This window comes from Pseudoalteromonas sp. MEBiC 03607 (assembly GCF_004792295.1).
In the GTDB taxonomy this organism is placed as follows: domain Bacteria; phylum Pseudomonadota; class Gammaproteobacteria; order Enterobacterales; family Alteromonadaceae; genus Pseudoalteromonas; species Pseudoalteromonas lipolytica_C.
Genome location: NZ_SRRY01000001.1, coordinates 3442532 through 3463880 on the forward strand (window position 1 = coordinate 3442532; position 21349 = coordinate 3463880).

A 21349-nucleotide genomic window follows, 5' to 3' on the forward strand; every position below is an offset into this window, starting at 1 on the left:
AAAATTAAGCAAAGTTACTGAAAATAATAAAGCAAATATTAGCACTGCAACATTGTATCAATTTGTAGCAAGTGATTAACAAATCCTTGCGAATAATAAGACTTCCCCTCACAAGCCTGTAGTGAAAAACTATTAACTTAAACTAGATAAACATTCACTTCTCTTGATAAAACAACACACTAATGAATCAAAATAAATGACTCAATCTGACAAGCTGAATACATCTAAAGCAGTTGATCCCGCTATTTGTAGCTCAAAGAATAAATAAGGTATGATAATTGTGTTTTTTATCGTGTAATCACCATTTAGGTTGTATAAATAATAATTATAATAAGCGGCAAAGATAAGTACTCAAATGAGTGCTAGTTGGTTACATCAACGTTCGACGGTTAATGTTACTTTGAAAAAAAGACTATTAAAAATCAGAGATGTGCGTAAATGATCAAACGATTATATTTGGCATTGCTGCTTTTGTGTTTCTTTTTTTCGTCGCTGTGTTTGAGTGAAGAGTTTTCTAATCAGCCTTTTTTTAAAGTATCTCCCACCGTTTGTGTCACTGAAGCAAAACAAAAAGCATGTGAATTCAAAATACAAGTTCATTTTCGCATCGCCCCTTTTGATGAGTTATGTTTAGAAGTAACTCAACGCCCTCAGTACACCCAGTGCTACACACAAAATGGCCTAATTGTTGAACAGCTTAATATTAAAACAAAGCACCCACTGACTATTAAATTAGTAAACCCATTGAGCAATCAGATTGTAAAAAAACAACTACTTTCAATAGCAAATTACGAAGCTAAAGATTACCGCATAAAACGGCGTTTTGGCTGGAGTTTATAATGCAGCATATTTTTTTAATTGAAGATGATGTGAAACTAGCAAGTTTAATTCAAAAGTTTTTACTAAAACATGGCTACACCATAGATGTGTTTAATACTGCTGAGGCCTATCGCAACAGCGACATCACTTTCATGCCTTCACTCATCATATGTGATGTTATGCTACCGGATGGCAATGGCTTTGAGTTAATTTCTCAGTTGAAAGAAAAGTACAGTTGCCCTGTCATTTTTCTAACGGCACTGGATTCTGTGCAATCACAAATTAAAGGCTTAGATCTCGGAGCCTACGACTATCTTGTCAAGCCTATTAAACCTGAGCTATTGCTGGCAAAAATAAAAACAATCATAGCTCATACCATCGGCCAAGATAGCTTTTCAAATGAGTATGACCTACTTCGGATTGACTCAAAGAAAAGAGATATCTTTTTTAAAGGTAAAGCACTCAACCTAAACGATAGTGAATTCGAGATCATTGCTTATTTGGCTAAAAACAGTCCACAACCTGTTTCCCGTGAAGTTTTATTTAAACATGTCATTGGTCGTGAGTACGACGGGTTAGACCGTGCTATTGACCTTAAAATCAGCCGCTTAAGAAAGAAACTAAAAGAAACGATTAGCGAGCACAAAGAGTCGCTTGATATAAAATCAGTAAGAGGTAAAGGTTACAGCTTGGATATCTCGCATTAATGAAGCAGCAGTTTTTTAAATTATATTTAATCATCACAGTGAGTCTAATCGCTTTAGTTCTTGCGTTTGGGCAGCTGTATAATGAATTTTTTTCTGAGCATGAGCCGAGTATACAACTCAGCGTCCATGAGCTTACACAAATCGCCGAACATAAAGACTCACGGATCAGCACCTTAAACCAAAATGAGTTAGTGTTACCAAGTTCTTTACAAACTACTTTCGAAAACGATGGCATTATTAGTGTGGTCGAAAATAATCAACAGTTTGTGTATCTCAAAGGCAGTAATGGAACTATTCAAAAAGTAGGCCCGATCACTTTGATTTCACAAACCAAAACAGACTGGTTTGCGTTCTTTGCTTTTTACCTATTACTCGGCGCTATGATCCTAGTGTTTATTCGTCCCGTGTTTCGTGATTTAAGCTCGTTACAGCGCGCAGCGTACCAATTCAGTAAAAAACCGCAGCGGATCGAGCTTGATATTAAGCCTAACTCGTCGATTGCACCGCTTGCTAGTACCTTTACTCACATGTCTGAACGCATTAACAAATTCGTTCAGCTTCATAATGATTTATCACGTATTATTTCGCATGAAATTCGCACTCCCCTTACACGTATGCGGTTTGCTTTATCCATTGCTGACGTAGAACCAGAGCAAAGTAGCCAAATAGAACGCGATATCGATGAGATTGAACTGCGTTTGGAGCAGTATTTATCGTTTGCTCGCTTAGAGCATCAACAAAGTGTATTTAATCAAGATAAAGTTGATTTAACTAAGCTAATCAATTGTGAAATTGCTAAGTTCGATTTGTATAAAGAGCTCCAATTTATTGCAAAGTTAAAAATAGATACTGCATATTGTGAAGCGAGCTTTATGGCTATTGCAGTGCAAAATTTACTGATCAACGCCACAAAATACGCAAAAAACACTATTCAAATAAGTAGTGAAGAACAAGCAGCCCATTACTCTATAAGCATTACAGATGATGGCCCCGGCTTACCAATAAATGCCGATGCCTTAATAGAACCTTTTAAACAAGGTGAAGGTGATAAGCTGGCCAGTGGTTATGGATTAGGACTTTATATAGTCCATCGTATCGCTAGCTGGCATGGCGGTAAAATTAGCTTAGCTAATAGCTCAGAAACTGGCGGGGCGAGGATCACTATTCGCTGGCCTAAAAGTGGTAAGTAATCCCAGTAAAACCTGAAAAATAGCCATTTTTATGGATCATCGTTGAATTAGCTAAGTTACTATCAAGCCAAGTGTGCTTTAATTTGAAATCTAAACTTAGACTATCGTTAATTGGGTATTCGTAGCTAATTTTTACGTAATAATTGATGGCACTTTGTAAGTCATAATCAAATACACGGGTTTTACTTTCTGTAGGTGCAACTGTGTAGTAGTAATCAATAAGCTCTTCATTTTTATAAGTAAGGCCCATTTCAACACCTGCGACTCCTGAAAGCAGCTCAAATGCTTGATAACCATTAAACAAAATTTCGTAGCCATTATGCACAGCGGTTACATCATGCACATATGCTGCGCTAAGCCAGATATTATCATATACATTCAATGCAGATGATAAGCCCGCCATGTATGATAGATCACGTTTAATTGGCGTTAAATTTATAGGTGAAGCGGTAGGAATGGTAGGTCGGCCACTGTTTGATCTTATCACACCCACAGCATAGAGCTTATCTATGCCATCTAATTCAAAGAAAAAGCCATCATCGTTAAATCGGCCAAGTAAATCAACGTAAAAACTCTCTGTTTCGAGTAAGCTGTAACCTATAGAAAAATCGTCGAAATACCAATTATCACCATAGTAAGCAAAGCTAGGTAAAATTGGTGAAGTAATATCATCAGCATCAAGAACAGGGTTTTCGATTCCCCCATAGCCCAGAGTAATGCTGGCATGAATTGTCGACTTTTTAATTAATTGCGGCTGTTTATCATCAACCTGCGCAAACGCAGTTGATGCAGTTAAACAACATACTAAGCCAAACAATTTATTCATTAACTTGATTCACCTCGATACCATAATTAAAAACAGTTATGGCAACTATAACTCTAAAAATAGCCTACTCTTAACGCTTACAGGTGCGATCATATCGTTTGCCTACATTTTTGTATAATTATTTTCCAGTCTACACTGTTAAAAATAGCTTATGATCCCCTATCAATTAAATCTAACATATTGAATGAAATATAAAATAGTATGTACATTTTGCTACATTGGTTTTCAGTTTTTAGTTATTGATTTTGGTTATTTCAGTAGCCAAATATGAGAGCTAACTTCCAAACCTGTTTTGTAAAAGGTATTACATTTAACTCAGCTTGCTTAAAAACCATCTAACCTGTCAATCAAACATAAAAAAACCGAGCATAAAGCTCGGTTTTTGAAAGTTATATTACGATTAAGCTTGCGGATAATCGCGATAGGCACGTTCGATGTTTTTCGCTTGCTTTTTAGACACACCAATATGTGCTAATGCTACACGTAAACGAGCACGTGAAAGGTCTGAACCTAAAATTTCCATTGCATCAAGTACTGATGTTGAAGATGTCTTACCTGTAATAGCCACGAAAATTGGCTCAAGGAAGTCTTTAATCTTCAACTCATGGAAAGTTGCAACTTCTTTTGCGATAGCAAAAATCGCTGGTTTTTCCCAACTGCGTAAACCTTCTAATTGCCAGATGAAGAACTGTAATGCTTGACGGATTACATCTTCATCAGCTTTACCCGCTGTTAATAGCGCAGGATCATAGCTTGGAATACCACCCACGAAGTGACCGGCAAGGTCAACCATGTCAGAAAGCGTATTAATACGCGTTTTTGCTTCTGGCAATACTTTGGCGAATAGCTCAGTATTAAATTTCCAATCAACAAAACGTTGCATTAGTTCTGCATCAGATAAGTTTTCACGGATCCACATACCGTTTAACCAGCTAAGCTTATCGATGTCGAAAATAGGGCCGCCAAGCGACACACGTTTCATATCGAAGTGCTCAATCATCTCATCTAAAGTGAACTTTTCACGCTCATCTGGCATTGACCAACCCATACGGCCTAAATAGTTTAATAGTGCCTCTGGTAGGTAACCCATTTCTTTATAGTAGTTGATTGAAGTTGGGTTTTTACGCTTCGATAATTTTGACTTATCTGGGTTACGAAGAAGCGGTAAGTGACCAAGCACTGGCGCTTCCCAACCAAAGTCTTCATATAATTTTAATAGCTTAGGCGCTGAGTTGATCCACTCTTCACCACGGAAAATGTGGCTAATTTGCATGTGGTGATCATCAACAACGTTGGCAAGGAAGTAAGTTGGGAAACCGTCGGCCTTAAGTAGCACTTGCATGTCTACATTTTCCCATGGGATCTCAATGTCGCCACGTAGGTAGTCGTTAAACTTAAACGTGCCTTCACTTGGGATCTTCATACGAATTACGTAAGGCTTACCCGCTTCAAGGTTTGCTTTAATTTCATCTTCAGAAAGGTTTAAACCACGACCATCGTATTTAGGGCGCAGACCTTCGGCCATTTGCTCTTCACGCATTTGATCTAGCTCTTCGCTCGTAGCAAAACAATAAAACGCTTTACCTTGTTCAACGAGTTGATGCGCGAATTTCTTATATAAATCGCTACGCTCAGACTGACGGTATGGACCAAACTCACCGCCAACATCGGGACCGTGATCCCAGTTTAAGCCTAACCATTTCAAGCTATCCATAATAGCTTGCTCTGATTCTGGCGTACTACGAACTTGGTCTGTATCTTCAATACGTAACACAAACTCACCGCCTTGCTGCTTAGCAAAACAGTAGTTAAATAATGCGATGTATGCTGTACCTAGGTGCGGGTCACCTGTCGGTGACGGAGCAACACGGGTGCGAATTGTCATGGTTATATCTCTCAAAAGACAATTAAAAAATTTGCCCAAATGCTAGCACAGCACGGGCTATAATCGAAGTGTAAAGCCGCTTTATGCAGCGACTTTATCTAAATAAGCAATGATATCGTTTGATTCATACAGCCAAGTTACTTGGCCGTTTTCTTCAATACGTAAACAAGGCACTTTGATTTTTCCGCCCTGCTCTAAAAGCTCTTGGCGAAATTGCTCGTTACTTTTGGCATCACGAGTTTCAACTGAAAGACCTTGACGCTTAATTGCACGACGAACTTTCACACAAAATGGGCAGGCCTTAAATTGATATAACTTAAATTGTGATGTCACTGAATCAAGCGCCGCTTGCTCAGCAGCTGGACGCTTTTTACTACGTGGCGTGAATACAAAATCAAAAAACAAAATGATGCGGCCTAACAACCAACGAACAAACTTCATCTCACCTTCTCATAGGGTTCTAAAAACAGTGGCCAATTTTAACACAGCAAGAGACGCTGCAACAGGCTAAAACAGCTCTATTGAGTCATCACTGCATTGAGAATCTGGGATATCTAACTCAGAATAGGCTGTAACACAATTTCTGCCTTTGTTTTTTGAGTGATACAAGGCTTGATCGGCTTTTTGCACAAGACTGGCAACCATTTCAAACTCATAAATCGGCATAAAACCGCTACTCACGGTTAAGTTACCCACTTGCGGGAACGGGTATTCGGCAACACATCCGCGAAAACGATTGAGTGCATTACGTGCATCTAACTCGTCGCTTGCTTGAAATAGCACTGCAAACTCTTCACCACCGTAACGAAACACGTAATCTTCAATACGAAAGTTATTTTTTAACAGTTGAGCGACTAACAAAATCACTTCGTCACCGATAACATGACCATAGTTGTCATTCACTTTTTTAAAGTGGTCAATGTCAACAATAGCAAGATACCATTGGCGATGATGGGGATCTAATTCGCTTTGTCCTTTTACAGTAGTTGATGCGATATCGATGACTTTTTTATCAAAAGTTTGCCTGTTAAGTAACTCAGTGAGGGGATCCAATTGTGATTTATAAAGCAGCGCTAGTTGGTTGGCATAAATGTTGAGCATATAAATTGCCAACATACTACATCTCTCTGACAACTCTTTTTCAGACTCAACAACAAGCACGCCAACCACATTGCCCATGTAATAAACAGGTATGTAAGTCGAAATAAAGCCATAGTTTCGACTTATACGAATTTTGTTACGGCTAACCTTATCAATAAGTTCATTAACTTCAGACTCAGTAAGCTCTTCTATCAACGAGTCTTTATTTAGTAGACGGGCTGGGAAACCGGGTTTGAAGACTTTGTTAATATAGATTGCATAGCGCGAAAACTCTTCCAATTCGCTCACAGATTTTATAAGCGCCTCGTCAAGTCCAGCCTCTTCTTCTTGTTGCGTAATTTCTACAACCCAGTCATGTCCGCAAGCGTTAGACGCCATCTATAAAGTCCCCAAAACTATATATAACTTTAGTTTAGTTAACTTTATCAGAAATACTAAAAAACTATAACAAAATCATATCATCTCTGTGAATAACTTCACTGCTCGGCGCAAACGCAAGCAACTGGGTGATTTGCGATGAATGGCAACCTTTAATTTGATCAATTTCTTGATGATTAAAATTAACGAGACCTTTAGCAATACACTGGCCTTGACTCGTCACTACTTCAATCACATCACCACGTTCAAATTGCCCTCGCACTGTTTTTACGCCTTTAGCCAAAAGGCTTGCGCCACGTTCTTTAAGCGCGGCGCTTGCGCCATCATCAATCACTAATTGTCCGCTACTTTTAGGCCCAGCAAGAAGCCACTTTTTACGGCCATCTTTTGGTGCGGTGAGTTTTAAAAATCGTGTACCTGGGAGCTTATCGGCCATGCAATTTAAAATCACATTTTTGCCAGCGCCTTTGGCAATAATGACTTCAACACCGGCGCGACGTGCAATATCGGCCGCTTGCAGTTTGGTTGCCATACCTCCGGTACCTAGGGTTGTGCCACTGCCACCAGCGAGCTCTCTGAGTTCATCATTAATATGCGTCACTTCATTGATGAGTGTGGCATTCACATCAGAGCGCGGATCACCGGTAAATAAACCTTCTTGGTCAGTTAGCAGTAACAGCTTTTCTGCATTTGCTAAAATTGCGACTAAAGCAGATAAGTTATCGTTATCGCCGACTTTAATTTCGGCGGTGGCCACGGCGTCGTTCTCGTTAATAATTGGTACCACATTATGAGCGAGTAGCGCATTTAAGGTATCGCGGGCATTTAAGTAACGTTCACGGTCTTCTACATCGGCGCGGGTCAAGAGCATTTGCCCAACATTCACTCCATACAAAGCAAACAAGCTCTGCCAAATATGAATAAGCTGCCCTTGGCCGATAGCGGCAAGCATTTGTTTTTCAATCAAAGAACGACCACAGGGAGTAATAAGTTGCTCGCGACCTGCGGCAACCGCGCCACTTGATACTAAAACAACCTGATAACCCTGTTTTTTTAATTCACAACATTGGCGAACAAGTTCAACCATGTGTGCTTTATCTAATTTGTCGGTACCGCCTGTCAGCACGCTTGTGCCCAGCTTTACAACAACGACGTGTGGCCTTTGCATTTGATTCTTATATTCTGCATCTTGAGGTAGTTTGTATATATATAACAGCTAACAGTTTTTGAACAAGTTAAAAAAATTCATGCTAGGATCGCGCTCTCGTTTTTTTACTCAATAGCGACACCTATGCCAGCCAGTTTATGCTTAATTATCGCGACCTTTTTATGGGGAAGCTCCTACATTGCATTAAAGCATGCAATCAATGTTTATGATCCTGTGTTAGTCATTTTCTTAAGAATGCTAACCACGTTATTGATTAGCTTATGTTTATGGCGCTATGTGATCCGCTTTGAGTTCAAACCAGGTGACTGGAAGTACTTAATTGGTATGTCACTGGCTGAGCCTTGTTTCTATTATTTATTTGAAGGGCATGCTCTTGAATATACTTCTGCATCGCAAGCTGGGGTAATTGTCTCTTGTTTACCAATTATCGTCGCTATTTTGGCGTTCTTAATATTAAAAGAGTACATCAGTAAAGCCATCGTCGTTGGTTTTACCTTGTGTATTGGTGGCAGTATTTTATTAACGCTATTATCACCAAGCACAGAGCAAGCCCCTAACCCACTGCTCGGTAACTTTTTAGAATTGATGGCGATGGTGTGCGCGGCGTTTTATACCGTGAGCGTAAAACACCTAGTAGCTCGTTACTCACCACTTACTTTAATTGCAATTCAAGGGTTCAGCGGTAGCTTATTCTTTGCGCCTTTTTTATTTTTTATCGAACTACCCAGCGAAAATCAGCACGATTTAAGTGCCCTATTGAGTATTTTATATTTAGGCTCATGTGTCACTTTAGGCGGCTATGGCATGTACAACTACGCCATCAGTAAAGTGTCGGTATTAACCGCTGCTGCTTACTCAAACCTCATTCCAATTTTTGCGTTAATTTTGTCAGCCATTCTACTTGGCGAAGTACTCACACTTTGGCAATGGGTGAGTATCGCAGTGGTATTCGCCGGTGTTATTGTTAGTCAACGTCATCAAGAGCTGAAAGTTGACGTAGACGACGATAATTTATCAGCCGACACCAATAGCCTAAACTCAGTCCCGGAAGCTAACGAGTCAAAAGGGTAACAGGTTAATAAATACAGGCCTGATTGTGCTAAAAAGCCCTGTTCGCTTTGATGAATAATATCAATGCTGCGAACTTGATAGTGTTCAATCTGGCCATTTTGCAACTGCATAGAGAACTGCTCACCCACTGCAACATGTTTTAAAAATGCAAAGTGGGTGTCGTTATGACCCGCAATTAACACCCCTTTTGTGCTGCCAAGTTCACCACTTGGTAAAAAATGCCCGGGGGCAAACGCGAGGTTTCGCCCCGATGCACCAGCAAGTACAGTCAATTCTTGCTGCTGACTTGGCCAATTTATGTGTGCAGTGACATAACCATCGGCGTAAAACCAAGGCCTTACTTGCTCATTAGGACTTTGCAAAGCTTGCTGCCAAGCAGATTCAATCAATGCCTGTGCCAGCCAAGCTTTCGCCTGCATATAGCCACCATTAACAAACAATGCGATACCAAGTAAGGCGCTGCATACCGGCAGCGCTTTTTTTAGCGTCGCCATTGCCATAACCACGAGAATGAAAGCAACAACAATCCAAGTAACATAAACACCCGGCTTTGTCCGTCGGTTTGCGGTAGCGTCATGCCGTTAGGAAGTTTGTTTCGCACTTGCATTGAACGCTCTGCAACCTCATTACCCGCGTAGTTATCAACTGCAATAAAGGCTGTAAAAGGGCTAAGTAAATGATGCTGAAGTGCCAGAGCTTCGACTTCTGCGCGTACCGCCTGTTTTTCGTTATAAAGCAGCAACGACTTAATTTTTTGTCTGGCCCAGAGTCTAGCGATACCTTCGCCGTGTGCAGCATTGGCAGTTGCTAAATTAATCGTCATTGGTCCTGTGTTTGTCTGCCCCTTTAATGTTAAGTGCTGACTGCCATCAAGCTTCACGGCAACCAAAACCGGCTCTGAAAAATACAAGTCAGGTAATGGCGATGGCCAATACTCAAGGGCTGCTTTGTCGCCTTCAAGAGCAAGCTCAGTAACTGCTGGATGCGCCAGCTTATCAAAAAGTAGCTGCATTTTTGGCTGTACTTGGCTGGTGCTACTTATAAAAGTAAATGTACCACGACCAATGTCAGCAGCTCTGGTCATAAAAAAGCTATTAGGCGCGCTACCAATACCGACGGTAAAGAGTCGGCTGTCACCTAAATCTGTTTGAATTTGTTTAAATAGCTGCGTTTCGTTACCCACACTGCCATCGGTTAAAAACACCACTTGGCGTACAAAACCATCATGCTGTTTACCATCAAGTACCTGAGTCAGTGCTTTTGCGATTTCGGTGCCGCCATCGGCTTGTAAGCCATAAATAAAGCGCTCTGCACGGCGAATGTTAAAGTCATTGGCAATCATTGGCGTATCACTTAATACCGACACTTCGTTATCAAAGCCTATGATGTTAAAACTGTCATTTTCATCTAATAACGATAAAGCATAAAACAAGGCTTGTTTGGCCTGCTCCATTGATTGGCCATGCATTGAGCCGGAGGTATCAACAACAAATACCATTTCGCGAGGCAGACGAGCTTGCGAGGTAAAGTGATCGCTTGGCGGTACTAACATTAGTAAACCATATTCTTGCCCTGCTACTGTTTCGGTAAAAAATGCAGCCTGAGAGTGGGCTTTATCAAGGGGTTTAAATGTCAGCTCAAAGTCTCTATCCATTGGAACATCACGATTAAGTGATAACTGGTACCGACCAAAACTTGGATTATCGATTTGCATGCCCGCTAAATTAGCGTTGATATCACTGAGTTCAAGGCCAATATCCATCGCAATTGCAAGGTTTAGGCTCGCATCAGACTCTTGGCTTTGTGCACGATGAAAAACAGGCTTTAGCCACGCTGATGCCACTTGCGCTGTATTAGCTGTTGCTTCGCTCTGTTGTTCTGTGTCTTTTGTTTCTAGATTCGCTTTTTGCTGCAGTTCTGCCGTTAAAGGTTCGTAGCGCGGCGTAATAGTGGTTGGAAAGCGCAGTGAAAACACACCATCTCGAAAACCGATTATCTCTTGGTATTGCAAGGTAATTTCAATCTCCTCCCCTGCTCCAAGGTTTGCCACATCAGTTGAGAAAATGTTCGCACGCTGCTGACGAACTAAAGCAGCCCGTTTACCCTGTTTTTGAGCTTGCTCAAATTGCTGCTCAGCCTGCTGTTTAAGGGCAATGTTACCGGTGATAATGCGCTCACCAATTTGCATTTGCATGGCATGAACTGCACTTTCATCAGGTAACGGAAACACATAACGGGCATTTACTGCAAACGGGTGCGGGTTTTGATAACGTTGTTTAACCACAACATGATTGATAAGCCCAGTGAGCGTCATAGTGACATCGTTTTTCACCAATAAGCCCGACGACACTTGGCTATTTGAATCATCATAAAAACGCAGTTCGGCACTGGCATTGGCCGCAAATGCAGGGTTAACTGCATAACCTAATAAGAGGATAAAAAGGCTCCCAAAAAGGAGCCTTTTGGTACGGTTACTCAACATAATATGTCACTCCATCGACCGATGAATTAGTGGTTACTTTGTGCTGTACGTAAGCTGCTTTGTGACACAGGGCGTGTCGTTAAGGTTACGCGGCGGTCAAACACGTTTTCTTCGTAGTTATTTGAATCAGCAACACTTTGCTGCTCACCAAAAGCGGTTGCGGTTAAGCGCGTATGAGGTACGCCTTGTTTAATTAAGTAGCTTTGCACAGCATTTACACGCTGTTTTGAAAGCATTAGATTAGCCAATTCATCACCACGTTGATCTGCAAAGCCATTTAAGTCGATAGCCAGATTTGGCTGGGCAATCAGTAACTGCGCGACTTTGTCGAGTTGATTAGCAAAATGCGGGGCTATTTCGCTAGAGCCGGTTTTAAACTGTACCGTCATCGCCAATAAGGTGTTTAATTGGGCTTGTAGTAACTGCTCTTTTTCGTCAGCCAATAATTCAAGCTGCTCACTTAGGGCTGCGTTATCGGCAATCACTTGTTGGTAATCTGCGGTTTGCTCTTTCATTACAACTAATGCGTGGGCTTGTTCATCAATAGTGTTGTCTGCCGCTTCTTTTTCGCCAATTAAACCGCCAGCAAACGCGCCAACAAATGCGCCCACTGGGCCTCCTAACAAACCACCGACAACTGCGCCAGCACCTAAGCCAATGGCTGTTTCTTTTGGTGTTTCTTGCTTTGTTTTACTCGCAGCCTCTGCAAAAGGGGCTACAGATACAGCAGACGTAATAACAGCGGCAATAATTAATTTTTTCATGGTTTAATCCTTTTTCTACTTAATTGCTTGGCAACATTGGTTGATGTTGCGAACTTGGTATGGAGCTATTAAAACAAGTCGAAATGGCAATAAAGGGGATCAAAAAAGGCAAACTGCTGAGCAATTGTGGCAGAAAAATGGCAATCGCGTTTTTGCCAGTACGTAAGGCAAAAAATTAGGTATAGTTCGCTATAGAAAGAATTTAAGTAAGTATTAACAATGAAGAAAATAGCAATCGTTGAAGATGAAACAGCAATCCGCGAAAACTACACAGAAATGCTCAGCGCTCAGGGCTATCAGGTTGTAGGCTTTGCTGACAGAGCTAGTGCTGAACTGGCATTTAGTCAATCTTTACCCGATTTAGCCATTGTTGATATTGGCCTTGGCCATGAAGTGGATGGTGGTTTTTTACTTTGCCAAACATTACGCAGTCTTTCTAAAACCTTACCGATTATATTTTTAACGGCCCGCGATAGCGAAATTGATACCGTATGCGGCCTGCGCATGGGAGCCGACGATTACTTAACCAAAGACATCAGTATGGCGCACCTTGCTGCTCGCATTGGTGCCTTGTTTAGACGCCTTGATGCCTTTGATCAACCCGCCGATCAAACCGCTCTTTTGCATCGCGGCCCGTTAAAGTTAGATACTCAGCGCATGCAGGTTTTTTGGCAAGAGCAACTGGTTGATTTAACTGTGACAGAATTTTGGATGGTACATTCACTTGCACAGCGTCCAGGCCATGTAAAAAGCCGCAACGAATTAATGAGTGATGCGAAAATTTATGTTGATGACAGCACTATTACTTCACACGTAAAACGCATTCGTAAAAAATTTATTGCTTTAGATGGTGCATTTGACTGCATTGATACCGTTTACGGTATGGGTTATCGCTGGGAGCAAGCTTAATGCTGCGTTTGGGGCTTAGAACTAAGTTTATTTTCTTATCCTGCTTTTTATTTTTATTGCCTTGGCTTGGCTATGAATATGTTTGGGAAATGGAAAAGTTCTTAAGGCAAGGGCAAGAAAAAACCTTAGTGGGCACCACCCGCGCACTTGCAACCGCATTACATGAGCGCCCTGCTTTGTTTGACTCGCAAACCAACTTTTTAGATCAAGTTGTAAAAGGCCGAGATTTATATGCCTATAACCTAAATAACCCGATTCAACTTGATGGTAAATTGTCGGAATGGCAGCCTTATCAAAGCTTATTTTGGCATTATGACAAGCGCTACTTACAGGGGTTAAGTAATGATCATCAAGATAGTGATCTAAGTTTTGATCACATGGTAGGCAAATACGAAAACTACCTTTATGCGGCATTTAAAGTCACTGATAGCTCACTGGTGTATCGTGCTAAAAATGTGCTTAGCTTTACCCGTAATGATCACTTACAGATCATGTTAAAAACACCTGAAGGTGAATTTAAAAGTTATGTGGTGGCCGCCCGTCAAGATGGCTGGGTTAATGCCTTTGATGCCACAACACAAGAGCCTGTCACTAAAATCCAAGGCTATTTTAAAAGCACCGACACAGGTTACAACATAGAGCTGCGTTTTCCGCTTTCGATGTTAGGTAATAAGCTCGGTTTTGCTATTGAAGACTGGGATGAAGACAAGGTTGAGCCTCAGCTTATGTCGACTTCAAACCTGCAAAATCCCAATGATATCGGCTCTGTTTTGGTGCCTTCGCCAGAAATTAACCGTATTTTGAAAGGCATGGGCCACAGTGGTAGTCGAATTTGGGTCGTCGATAACCATCATCGTGTACTTGCGCAATCAGGCTCAATTCATCATGCTGATGGCGTGTGGGCAGACGGCCTAAAAGAGGAGCCAGCAACAACCTGGTGGCAACGCTTTGAGCAAGATTACTTACACCCACTTTACTATAAAATTTTAACTCGCCCTGAAAATGAGTTTATTGATACCTTACATGATGTCGCAGCGATGCAAGGTACTCACATAGCCAGTGCTTTAAATGGGAAACCCGCATCATCATGGCGCTTAACCCCAGATAACAAAGCCGTTATTTTATCGGCGGCCTACCCTATTTGGATCCAAGATAAAGTCATTGGTGCAGTAATCGCAGAAGAAACCACCAATGGCGTGCGCACCCTACGTAATAAATCGTTAGAGAAGCTCTTTAATGTCATTTTAGCGGTGATGCTTGTTGGCACTGTGACACTGTTCTTTTTTGCTTCAAGAATTTCTAGCCGTATTCGCCGCTTACGTGACAATGCCGAGCAAGCTATTGATGCTCAAGGGCGCATCACCGGCAAAATTACTTATGCCGATTCGAATGACGAAATTGGCGACCTTTCTCGCAGTTTTGCCAACATTGTTAGTCGCTTAAGTGGTTATACTGATTACTTAGAAAATATGTCATCGCGACTCTCCCATGAACTTCGTACACCAGTTGCTGTTGTGCGGTCATCGCTTGAAAACCTACAAATGCAGCCTCAATCTGAACTGAGTCAAAAATACCTCGACCGTGCCAGTGAAGGGGTTGAGCGGTTAGGTAAAATTATTACCACCATGAGTGAAGCAACGCGCCTTGAACAAAGTATTCAAAATGCCGAGGCAGAAGAGTTTGACCTGACCAAGGTGATCACCGGCTGCATGCAGGGCTATCAAATAACCTATGGTGAAAGTCTATTTACCTTGTCGCTTGATAAAGAGCCGTTAAATGTCAGCGGCGCACCAGAATTTATTGCGCAATTACTCGATAAGCTCATCAACAATGCACTTGAGTTTAAAACCCCGCAAAGCACAATTTCCGTGAGTTTAACCAAGCAAGATCAACACGCAGTACTAACAATTAGCAACCAAGGTCCTCTATTACCTGATGGATTAGTTGAACATATTTTCGACTCAATGGTCTCAGTGAGAAGTCAGCAACATCAGCAGCAGCCCCACTTGGGTTTAGGTCTTTATATTGTAAGGCTTATTTGCGATTACCATCACGGTAAAGTATTAGCAGAAAATTTAGATGATGGCACAGGTGTTGTGTTTACTGTGGAACTGCCTATTAAATAAGCACATTTGCGTTACATATGATTACAGTTTAGTGGCGCGATATTCACCGATAATTCAGATTACAGGACGTAATATTTGTAATACAAAAGGCAAATTATTTTTGGAGGGCATCATGCGATCTGGATTACAACGTGAAGAGATTGAGTTCATTATGGGGCTATTTAGCTATAATGAAACAACCGATAAACCAGCGGCTCCAAAAAAGCAGCCTGTAAAAGCTGACACCAAAAAAGTTGATACAGCGCAATATAAAGCAAACTACAAAGCAACTTATTTGACCTAGCTAAGGGTAGCTCATTACAATGGCGCACCTTTGGAATATAACGCCTTGTAATGAAAAAACACTCACCTAAAAAAGAACTGATTTTACTGCCCGTTTTGTTCGTGGCTATTTTACTTTGTGTTGCAGGTCACTTCCTACTTCAGCCTAACTATCAAGACAGCCATACCGTTGAGTATTTACTCGCTGCACTGCCATTTGCCTTGTTTGGATTGGTGATTATCGCCTTTAAAGTTGCCAGTAAAAACGATAACCAAGAATAGTTTATAGCACGTGATAGCCAAACCAATCGGGCTTCATTGCTTGTGCTTGCCCGCTTGGCGTTAATTTGATTGATAAGTTGCTATCTAACAAATCAATCGCAAAACAATCGTCTACATCATGTAAATCATCTTTATGTAGATGAGTCATTCCAGCCAATAAAGACTCTTTAGCGCGTTGTTTAGCTTCTTCACTGCTACGCGCAACATACAATGCAAAATCATGTTGCTCAGCAAGACTATCAGCTCGATAGGCACCTAAATTTACAAAGTATAGTTTTTCAGCTTGGTGATGCTGGGTATCAACCACTTCGACCTGATAGCCATCAATATGCTGAATTTGCATATAGCTATCCATGTGCACATTGCTTTTATCACCCACCCATTGTGCTTTAAGTTTTGAATAGGTTTTTTCAATGTTATCGCCTACGACAAATCGAACGTCGTGCATTTCAATGTGGCAACCTTGAATACGACCGCCCAGATAGACTAAAAAAAGCGCCATGTTTTTCCTTATATTAAGCTTTCAACATTAATGTTGTGCTTTTTAATTAATTTATAAAAATCTGAGCGATTACGTTTCGCAAGTTTTGCGGCTTCGGCAACATTACCTGCTGACATCTTCAGCGTATTAATTAAATAATCTCGCTCAAATTCTTTTTTTGCATCATTTAACGAAAGCGGTTCAGCAATACTAATATTACTGTTTAATGCACTCTCTACCAACTGAGCTGCAATCACTTTACCCGGTGTAAGAGCTACTACCTGCTCTATCACATTCTGTAATTGACGAATATTACCCGGCCAGTCATAGCGAACCAGTGCATGCATCGCATCGTTGGCAAACTGCTTTTGCTCTTGCCCCATACGTTTAGCAATAAGACCTGCAAAATGCTGTGCTAGCAAACTAATATCTTCTCGGCGTTCACAAAGCGGAGGCAGTTTTAAGTTCACCACGTTTAATCGGTAATATAAATCTTCTCGGAACTGCTGATTATTGATTGCCTCTGGGAGGTTCTTATGGGTCGCCGACACCACACGCACATCAATTGGGATCTCTTCTTGAAAGCCCACAGGACGAATCGTTTTCTCTTGTAAAACCCTCAGCAGTTTTACTTGTAAATTTAGCGGCATATCACCAATTTCGTCTAGAAAAAGGGTACCACCTTGTGCTTGTTGAAACAAACCTTGATGATCTTTGACTGCACCTGTAAACGCGCCTTTTTTATGCCCAAATAATTCAGACTCTAAAAGCTCCCCCGGCACAGCACCGCAGTTAATTGCCACAAATGGCCCGTCACTAACATGGCTGTGTTGATGTATTGCTTGTGCAAGCAACTCTTTACCTGTGCCGCTGGCACCAGAGATCAACACATTCACTTGCGTTGGACCAAGCAATTTAACTTGCTCAAGTAAATGCAACATCGCCCCGCTACGGGTGACAATATTAGTTTGTGTCGGTGTTTCATCGCCGTGTACACCATGAATTTCGATAGCTTTAGCAAGGCTGTCGAACAGCTCATCTTTATCTACAGGCTTGGTAATAAAAGCAAATATACCTTGTTTAGTTGCCTCAACTGCATCAGGTATCGAACCATGTGCTGTCATCATAATCACCGGCATTGAAGGATAACGACTTTGTAGCTGACGGTGCAAAGCCATGCCGTCCATTTCATCCATTCTTAAGTCGGTGATCACCGCATCATAAGTTTGATTTTTTAACGCTTGTAACGCCTCAATACCACTTTCGACTGTGCTTACCTGATAGCCTTTAGATTCAATCCGAATAGCCAGTAATTTTAATAAGCTGGCATCATCATCAACTAATAAAACCCGTGGTTTTGTTTCTTCACTCATGATTACTGCTCCTTGGTTTCTTCACGTAGCAGAAGTTGTTGTTCGATAGTCGCAAGCGACGACAAGGTTTTTTCCATTTCATCACTTAGCGCTTGCTTTGCTTGTTTTGCTGCTAAGCTTTGCTGTAAATGTTGCTTTTGCAACCAAAGATACTGCTTTATATCGTCAGGCCAGTAATAGGCGTGATCGCTTTTTTCAAGTTGAGCAAGTGCTTTTTCAGGTTCTGTAGCACTTAACAAACATATTGATTTAAAAAGGCTTTTCAATTCATTCTCACCGAAAAAATTTAGCTTTGACGTACTAGCTTTATAACCACCACACTGTGCTGCATGCCAAGCAATCACAGTACTTGCTGGCGGGTAGTTTGGCTCGCTTTTCGGGCGCGGTTTAGGATTAGGTTTTCCTTGCGATGCGACCTGATTATTTTCTGTCTTCACCTCTGTTACGGGCTTCTTTTGCGTTAATGTACAGCCCGTGATAAGCATCGAGCATGCAATGAGGATAAAACTGGCTTTATGTGCTAAGCCCATGTCAGTAAACTCCTTCGGTTAATTGAATTGGTAATTCGGCGGTAAAAACACACCCTTGAGGTTCATTATCTGTAATAGAGAGTTTGCCATTTAATTGCTCTACGGTTTCTTTAACAATTGTGAGACCTAAGCCACTGCCCATCTCGCTCTGCTGTTTTGCATTTTTGCCTTGATAAAACGCACCAAATACCGCGGCCTTTTCGGAATCATCAATTCCATGTCCTTGATCAATAACACTGATAATAAGTTTGCCATGTTTGAAATTCGCTTTAATCGTGACACAGCCTTGTTCAGGCGAAAACTTGATTGCATTAGAAGTGAGTTGGATCAAGATCATTTCTAGTAACTCAATTGAAATATAAAGTGCTTTTTTAGGCAGCTCATCAACCCATAACAGTGATTGTTCACGTGCAACTAGACGATGTTCAAAGTGACGCTCAATCTTATCTTTTATGGCGGCAAAACTAAGCTCAGTTACTGTCTCTTTACTAGTACGAATCGCATTATAACTAAGTAAACTTTCTATCATTGCTCTAAGTCGCACCATGCTTTGGGTGATTAGCTCAAGGACTGCTTTTTGTTCATCATTAATAGGGCCAACAATTTCATCTGTTAATAGATCAGTTCCTTCAACCATTGAAGCAAGTGGGGTCTTTAATTCATGAGTTACATGACGCAAAAACGTATCTTTTTGCTGCTCCAACATATACAGCTGAGCTTGAACCCATTCTAGTTTGTTGCCAAGTTCAACTAACTCAGACGAGCCTCGGACATTTATTTTTTGCTGCCAATGGCCTTGACCTAGCTTATCAATCACGCTCGTTAGCTCTCGTAAACGACCACTGATCCGCCATAAAAACCCTCCGCCTACGAGTAGAGTCAAAGGAATAAGTGCTACTAACCAGTTAATAAAAGATGTTTGCAATGCTTTTAATTGTTGCTGGTTTTTAGTTATACGTAATTCGTTTTGCTCTCTAAGCCAATTGGTTTGCTCACTAATTAACTTACTTGCGGGGGCAAATAACTCACCATCTTGCTTTTGTTCAAATAAAAGATGCTGCTGTGCAAATTGCAGAACCTCAGCTAATTGACGCCACTGCAAAATATAATCAGCCGTAGGACTTAAAAAGATCAGTTCATCAATACGCTGAATTGATGAACTCCACTTATTTTCAATTAATGTATCTAAAGATTCACTCTTGAGTACCCAATTTTGCCGCGTTGCTCTTTCAAGGCTATTTAAGTCTTGCTTTAAATTGTTAAATACCTTAGTGATTTCATCATTATCACCCACAATTTCTTGCGTAACAGCCAGCTGTTTATTCAGTGCGTTTAAAAACAAAATCACCACTAAACACAATGGTAATAAGGAAAGTAAAATACTACATACAAACTGACCAATTAGGCTTGGTCGCCAGCTTAAACACTGTTTGCACTTAATTACTATGCTACTTTGCATACTTACCCTCATAAGAAACGCTGGCATTCATTATTCGTGAATGAACTTAGACACTCGCTGAATCCGAACTGAAAAAAGACAACTTACTGCCTAAATCAGGCGCAACGTTGCTATTTTGCAACAACACAACCAATTGAAAATTAAGATAAAAAAATAAAAACCAATAATTACGTTGCAAAAAAGACACATTACTCTGTAACTATTTCGTACCCAATAACAGTAAAATAACATAAATTATTGATAAAAAAGAAGAATAAAAGTTGGCACTGTTATTGTATTAGCACTTACAAATAAGTTTATTAGGACAGCAAATGAAAACGAGGACCTACACACTAGCCGTGCTGTTGAGTGTAATTTCAATGAGCAGTAATGCATTTGATTTAAAAGATACATTCAATGAATTAGATAAAGATAGCAATGGTTTTTTGAGTGATGCTGAAGCATCTGAAGACGCTTTATTACATGGAAACTTCACTCAAATTGATAGCAATCAAGATGGTCAAATTTCATTTGCAGAGTTTAAATCATTTATTAATTAGGAGTGTGTGATGAAACAACTTTTTGCAGCATTCTCGTTGATGTTTTTAGTTATCAGTGCCACCGTTTTAGCATCGCAAATGGATGTGCGTTTTGCGAAATTTGATACCAATGCCGATGGCGAAATTTCATTAACTGAAGCAACCAAACACGATAACTTACTTAAGCAATTTGCCGATCTGGATGAAAACGGCGATCAAGTTCTGTCTGAACAAGAGTTTGAGAAATTCAAACCTTAACGGCTTAAAGTGCTTGCCATAATCCCAGAGGGAATGTGTAAACGGATTTAAATTTTGGGACTTAAATTATGGCAAGCACTTTTACCAAAGCGTGTTTACCTTTGTGGATTAAAATTTGTTCACTTTAGGGACGATTCAATCGCGGCGCGAGATTTGTAACCTAGTGGGCTAAGTAAAGATCGAGCAATAAAGAGTTAATCGCCCCTAGGAAGAACCCGAAGGGCAGCGCGCCCTAATAAAGGAGAGTAATTATGAGAATTTTCTGGCTTGCTTCATGCACCTTAATTACTATAAGCTTCAATAGCTTAGCATTGGATGTAAAACAACGCTTTGATCACCTAGATAAAGATAAAAACGGCTTTTTATCTTTGGAAGAACTTTCATCTCAACCGCATTTAAAAAAGCATATTGCGCAGTGGGATGAAAATAAGGATCAACAAATATCGCTTCTTGAATTTAAACACTACTTAACAAATAAGAGTTAAAGCAATGTCAAAATTAACCTTTGCCAGCCTCGCAATGTGTTGCGTATTTAGTACAATCAGTGTCGCTGCAGATAGTATTGGTGAAAAATTTAAACAACTAGACCGTAATGAAGATGGCTTCTTGAGCCGCTCAGAATCTGCTCGAGATCCAGCTTTATGGTCTCGGTTTAGTAATTACGATAATAATAAAGATAACAAGCTATCTCTCTCAGAATACAAGGCTTATGCCAGTAAATAGCCGTTATTTTTAGTCGAAATTTTCTTCTGTGAGTTGCA

The 21349-nt window shown here is 40.7% G+C and carries 24 protein-coding genes; 12 read left to right on the forward strand and 12 right to left on the reverse strand.

Annotated elements, in window-relative coordinates; translation table 11 throughout:
- Positions 1 to 438: 438 nt before the first annotated feature.
- From E5N72_RS15640 to E5N72_RS15650, 3 genes are read left to right on the forward strand one after another with little or no spacing between them, the layout of a single operon-like run.
- Positions 439 to 840, forward strand: coding sequence for a DUF3019 domain-containing protein (locus E5N72_RS15640; RefSeq protein WP_135925957.1), 402 nt, complete (start codon positions 439 to 441; stop codon positions 838 to 840).
- A complete protein-coding gene (locus E5N72_RS15645) occupies positions 840 to 1526 on the forward strand; it encodes a response regulator transcription factor (protein ID WP_135925958.1) in 687 nt (228 codons plus the stop codon). Before E5N72_RS15640 ends, E5N72_RS15645 begins: the two co-directional genes overlap by 1 nt.
- Positions 1526 to 2716, forward strand: coding sequence for an ATP-binding protein (locus E5N72_RS15650; RefSeq protein WP_135925959.1), 1191 nt, complete (start codon positions 1526 to 1528; stop codon positions 2714 to 2716). Before E5N72_RS15645 ends, E5N72_RS15650 begins: the two co-directional genes overlap by 1 nt.
- Here E5N72_RS15650 and E5N72_RS15655 read toward each other — a convergent pair.
- From E5N72_RS15655 to proB, 5 genes are all read right to left on the reverse strand, one after another.
- Positions 2700 to 3542: a MipA/OmpV family protein gene (locus E5N72_RS15655; RefSeq protein WP_135925960.1), complete on the reverse strand. Its 843-nt coding sequence runs from the start codon at positions 3540 to 3542 to the stop codon at positions 2700 to 2702. The genes E5N72_RS15650 and E5N72_RS15655 overlap by 17 nt on opposite strands.
- Before the next feature lie 400 nt (positions 3543 to 3942).
- Positions 3943 to 5427, reverse strand: a complete 1485-nt coding sequence (gltX, locus tag E5N72_RS15660) for a glutamate--tRNA ligase (protein ID WP_135925961.1) — start codon at positions 5425 to 5427, stop codon at positions 3943 to 3945.
- Positions 5428 to 5508: 81 nt separating this feature from the next.
- A complete protein-coding gene (locus E5N72_RS15665; RefSeq protein ID WP_135925962.1) occupies positions 5509 to 5868 on the reverse strand; it encodes a glutathione S-transferase N-terminal domain-containing protein in 360 nt (119 codons plus the stop codon).
- A 66-nt stretch (positions 5869 to 5934) separates the two neighbouring features.
- On the reverse strand, positions 5935 to 6906 hold the full coding sequence (locus tag E5N72_RS15670) for a GGDEF domain-containing protein (protein WP_135925963.1): 972 nt from the start codon (positions 6904 to 6906) through the stop codon (positions 5935 to 5937).
- 64 nt (positions 6907 to 6970) lie between these two features.
- Positions 6971 to 8074, reverse strand: coding sequence for a glutamate 5-kinase (gene proB / locus E5N72_RS15675; RefSeq protein WP_135925964.1), 1104 nt, complete (start codon positions 8072 to 8074; stop codon positions 6971 to 6973).
- A 123-nt stretch (positions 8075 to 8197) separates the two neighbouring features.
- Between proB and E5N72_RS15680 the strand changes: the two genes are divergently transcribed.
- On the forward strand, positions 8198 to 9145 hold the full coding sequence (locus tag E5N72_RS15680) for a DMT family transporter (protein ID WP_105174819.1): 948 nt from the start codon (positions 8198 to 8200) through the stop codon (positions 9143 to 9145).
- On the opposite strand, the gene E5N72_RS15685 is transcribed toward E5N72_RS15680, so the two are convergent.
- The 3 genes from E5N72_RS15685 to pdsO are packed head-to-tail and all read right to left on the reverse strand — an operon-like array spanning position 9052 to position 12391.
- Positions 9052 to 9639: a class GN sortase gene (locus E5N72_RS15685; RefSeq protein WP_135925965.1), complete on the reverse strand. Its 588-nt coding sequence runs from the start codon at positions 9637 to 9639 to the stop codon at positions 9052 to 9054. The two genes, E5N72_RS15680 and E5N72_RS15685, sit on opposite strands and share 94 nt — an antisense overlap.
- Entirely contained in the window at positions 9627 to 11627 is a 2001-nt protein-coding gene (locus E5N72_RS15690; protein ID WP_135925966.1) for a marine proteobacterial sortase target protein, read from the reverse strand. Before E5N72_RS15690 ends, E5N72_RS15685 begins: the two co-directional genes overlap by 13 nt.
- Positions 11628 to 11653: 26 nt before the next feature.
- The gene (gene pdsO / locus E5N72_RS15695) at positions 11654 to 12391 is read right to left on the reverse strand and encodes a sortase-associated OmpA-like protein PdsO (RefSeq protein WP_135925967.1); all 738 of its coding nucleotides are present in this window, start codon (positions 12389 to 12391) and stop codon (positions 11654 to 11656) included.
- Positions 12392 to 12610: 219 nt separating this feature from the next.
- Between pdsO and pdsR the strand changes: the two genes are divergently transcribed.
- From pdsR to E5N72_RS15710, 4 genes are all read left to right on the forward strand, one after another.
- Entirely contained in the window at positions 12611 to 13300 is a 690-nt protein-coding gene (gene pdsR, locus E5N72_RS15700) for a proteobacterial dedicated sortase system response regulator (RefSeq protein WP_054551197.1), read from the forward strand.
- On the forward strand, positions 13300 to 15426 hold the full coding sequence (pdsS, locus tag E5N72_RS15705) for a proteobacterial dedicated sortase system histidine kinase (RefSeq protein WP_135925968.1): 2127 nt from the start codon (positions 13300 to 13302) through the stop codon (positions 15424 to 15426). Before pdsR ends, pdsS begins: the two co-directional genes overlap by 1 nt.
- 112 nt (positions 15427 to 15538) lie before the next feature.
- Positions 15539 to 15709, forward strand: coding sequence for a hypothetical protein (locus E5N72_RS20640; RefSeq protein ID WP_158685596.1), 171 nt, complete (start codon positions 15539 to 15541; stop codon positions 15707 to 15709).
- A gap of 50 nt (positions 15710 to 15759) precedes the next feature.
- The gene (locus E5N72_RS15710) at positions 15760 to 15969 is read left to right on the forward strand and encodes a hypothetical protein (protein WP_054551195.1); all 210 of its coding nucleotides are present in this window, start codon (positions 15760 to 15762) and stop codon (positions 15967 to 15969) included.
- A gap of 1 nt (position 15970) precedes the next feature.
- On the opposite strand, the gene E5N72_RS15715 is transcribed toward E5N72_RS15710, so the two are convergent.
- The 4 genes from E5N72_RS15715 to E5N72_RS15730 are packed head-to-tail and all read right to left on the reverse strand — an operon-like array spanning position 15971 to position 19812.
- On the reverse strand, positions 15971 to 16471 hold the full coding sequence (locus E5N72_RS15715; protein ID WP_135925969.1) for a DUF1543 domain-containing protein: 501 nt from the start codon (positions 16469 to 16471) through the stop codon (positions 15971 to 15973).
- Positions 16472 to 16479: 8 nt separating this feature from the next.
- Positions 16480 to 17823: a sigma 54-interacting transcriptional regulator gene (locus tag E5N72_RS15720; protein ID WP_135925970.1), complete on the reverse strand. Its 1344-nt coding sequence runs from the start codon at positions 17821 to 17823 to the stop codon at positions 16480 to 16482.
- Between the two features lie 2 nt (positions 17824 to 17825).
- A complete protein-coding gene (locus E5N72_RS15725; RefSeq protein ID WP_135925971.1) occupies positions 17826 to 18353 on the reverse strand; it encodes a hypothetical protein in 528 nt (175 codons plus the stop codon).
- Position 18354: 1 nt separating this feature from the next.
- Positions 18355 to 19812, reverse strand: coding sequence for a HAMP domain-containing sensor histidine kinase (locus E5N72_RS15730; protein WP_135925972.1), 1458 nt, complete (start codon positions 19810 to 19812; stop codon positions 18355 to 18357).
- A 359-nt stretch (positions 19813 to 20171) separates the two neighbouring features.
- Between E5N72_RS15730 and E5N72_RS15735 the strand changes: the two genes are divergently transcribed.
- From E5N72_RS15735 to E5N72_RS15750, 4 genes are all read left to right on the forward strand, one after another.
- A complete protein-coding gene (locus E5N72_RS15735; protein ID WP_235383269.1) occupies positions 20172 to 20351 on the forward strand; it encodes an EF-hand domain-containing protein in 180 nt (59 codons plus the stop codon).
- Between the two features lie 9 nt (positions 20352 to 20360).
- Positions 20361 to 20588, forward strand: a complete 228-nt coding sequence (locus E5N72_RS15740) for a hypothetical protein (protein ID WP_135925974.1) — start codon at positions 20361 to 20363, stop codon at positions 20586 to 20588.
- A 251-nt stretch (positions 20589 to 20839) separates the two neighbouring features.
- Positions 20840 to 21073 (forward strand): EF-hand domain-containing protein, encoded by a 234-nt coding sequence (locus tag E5N72_RS15745; RefSeq protein WP_135925975.1) that lies wholly within the window; start codon positions 20840 to 20842, stop codon positions 21071 to 21073.
- 4 nt (positions 21074 to 21077) lie between these two features.
- A complete protein-coding gene (locus tag E5N72_RS15750) occupies positions 21078 to 21311 on the forward strand; it encodes an EF-hand domain-containing protein (RefSeq protein ID WP_135925976.1) in 234 nt (77 codons plus the stop codon).
- Positions 21312 to 21349: the final 38 nt, after the last annotated feature.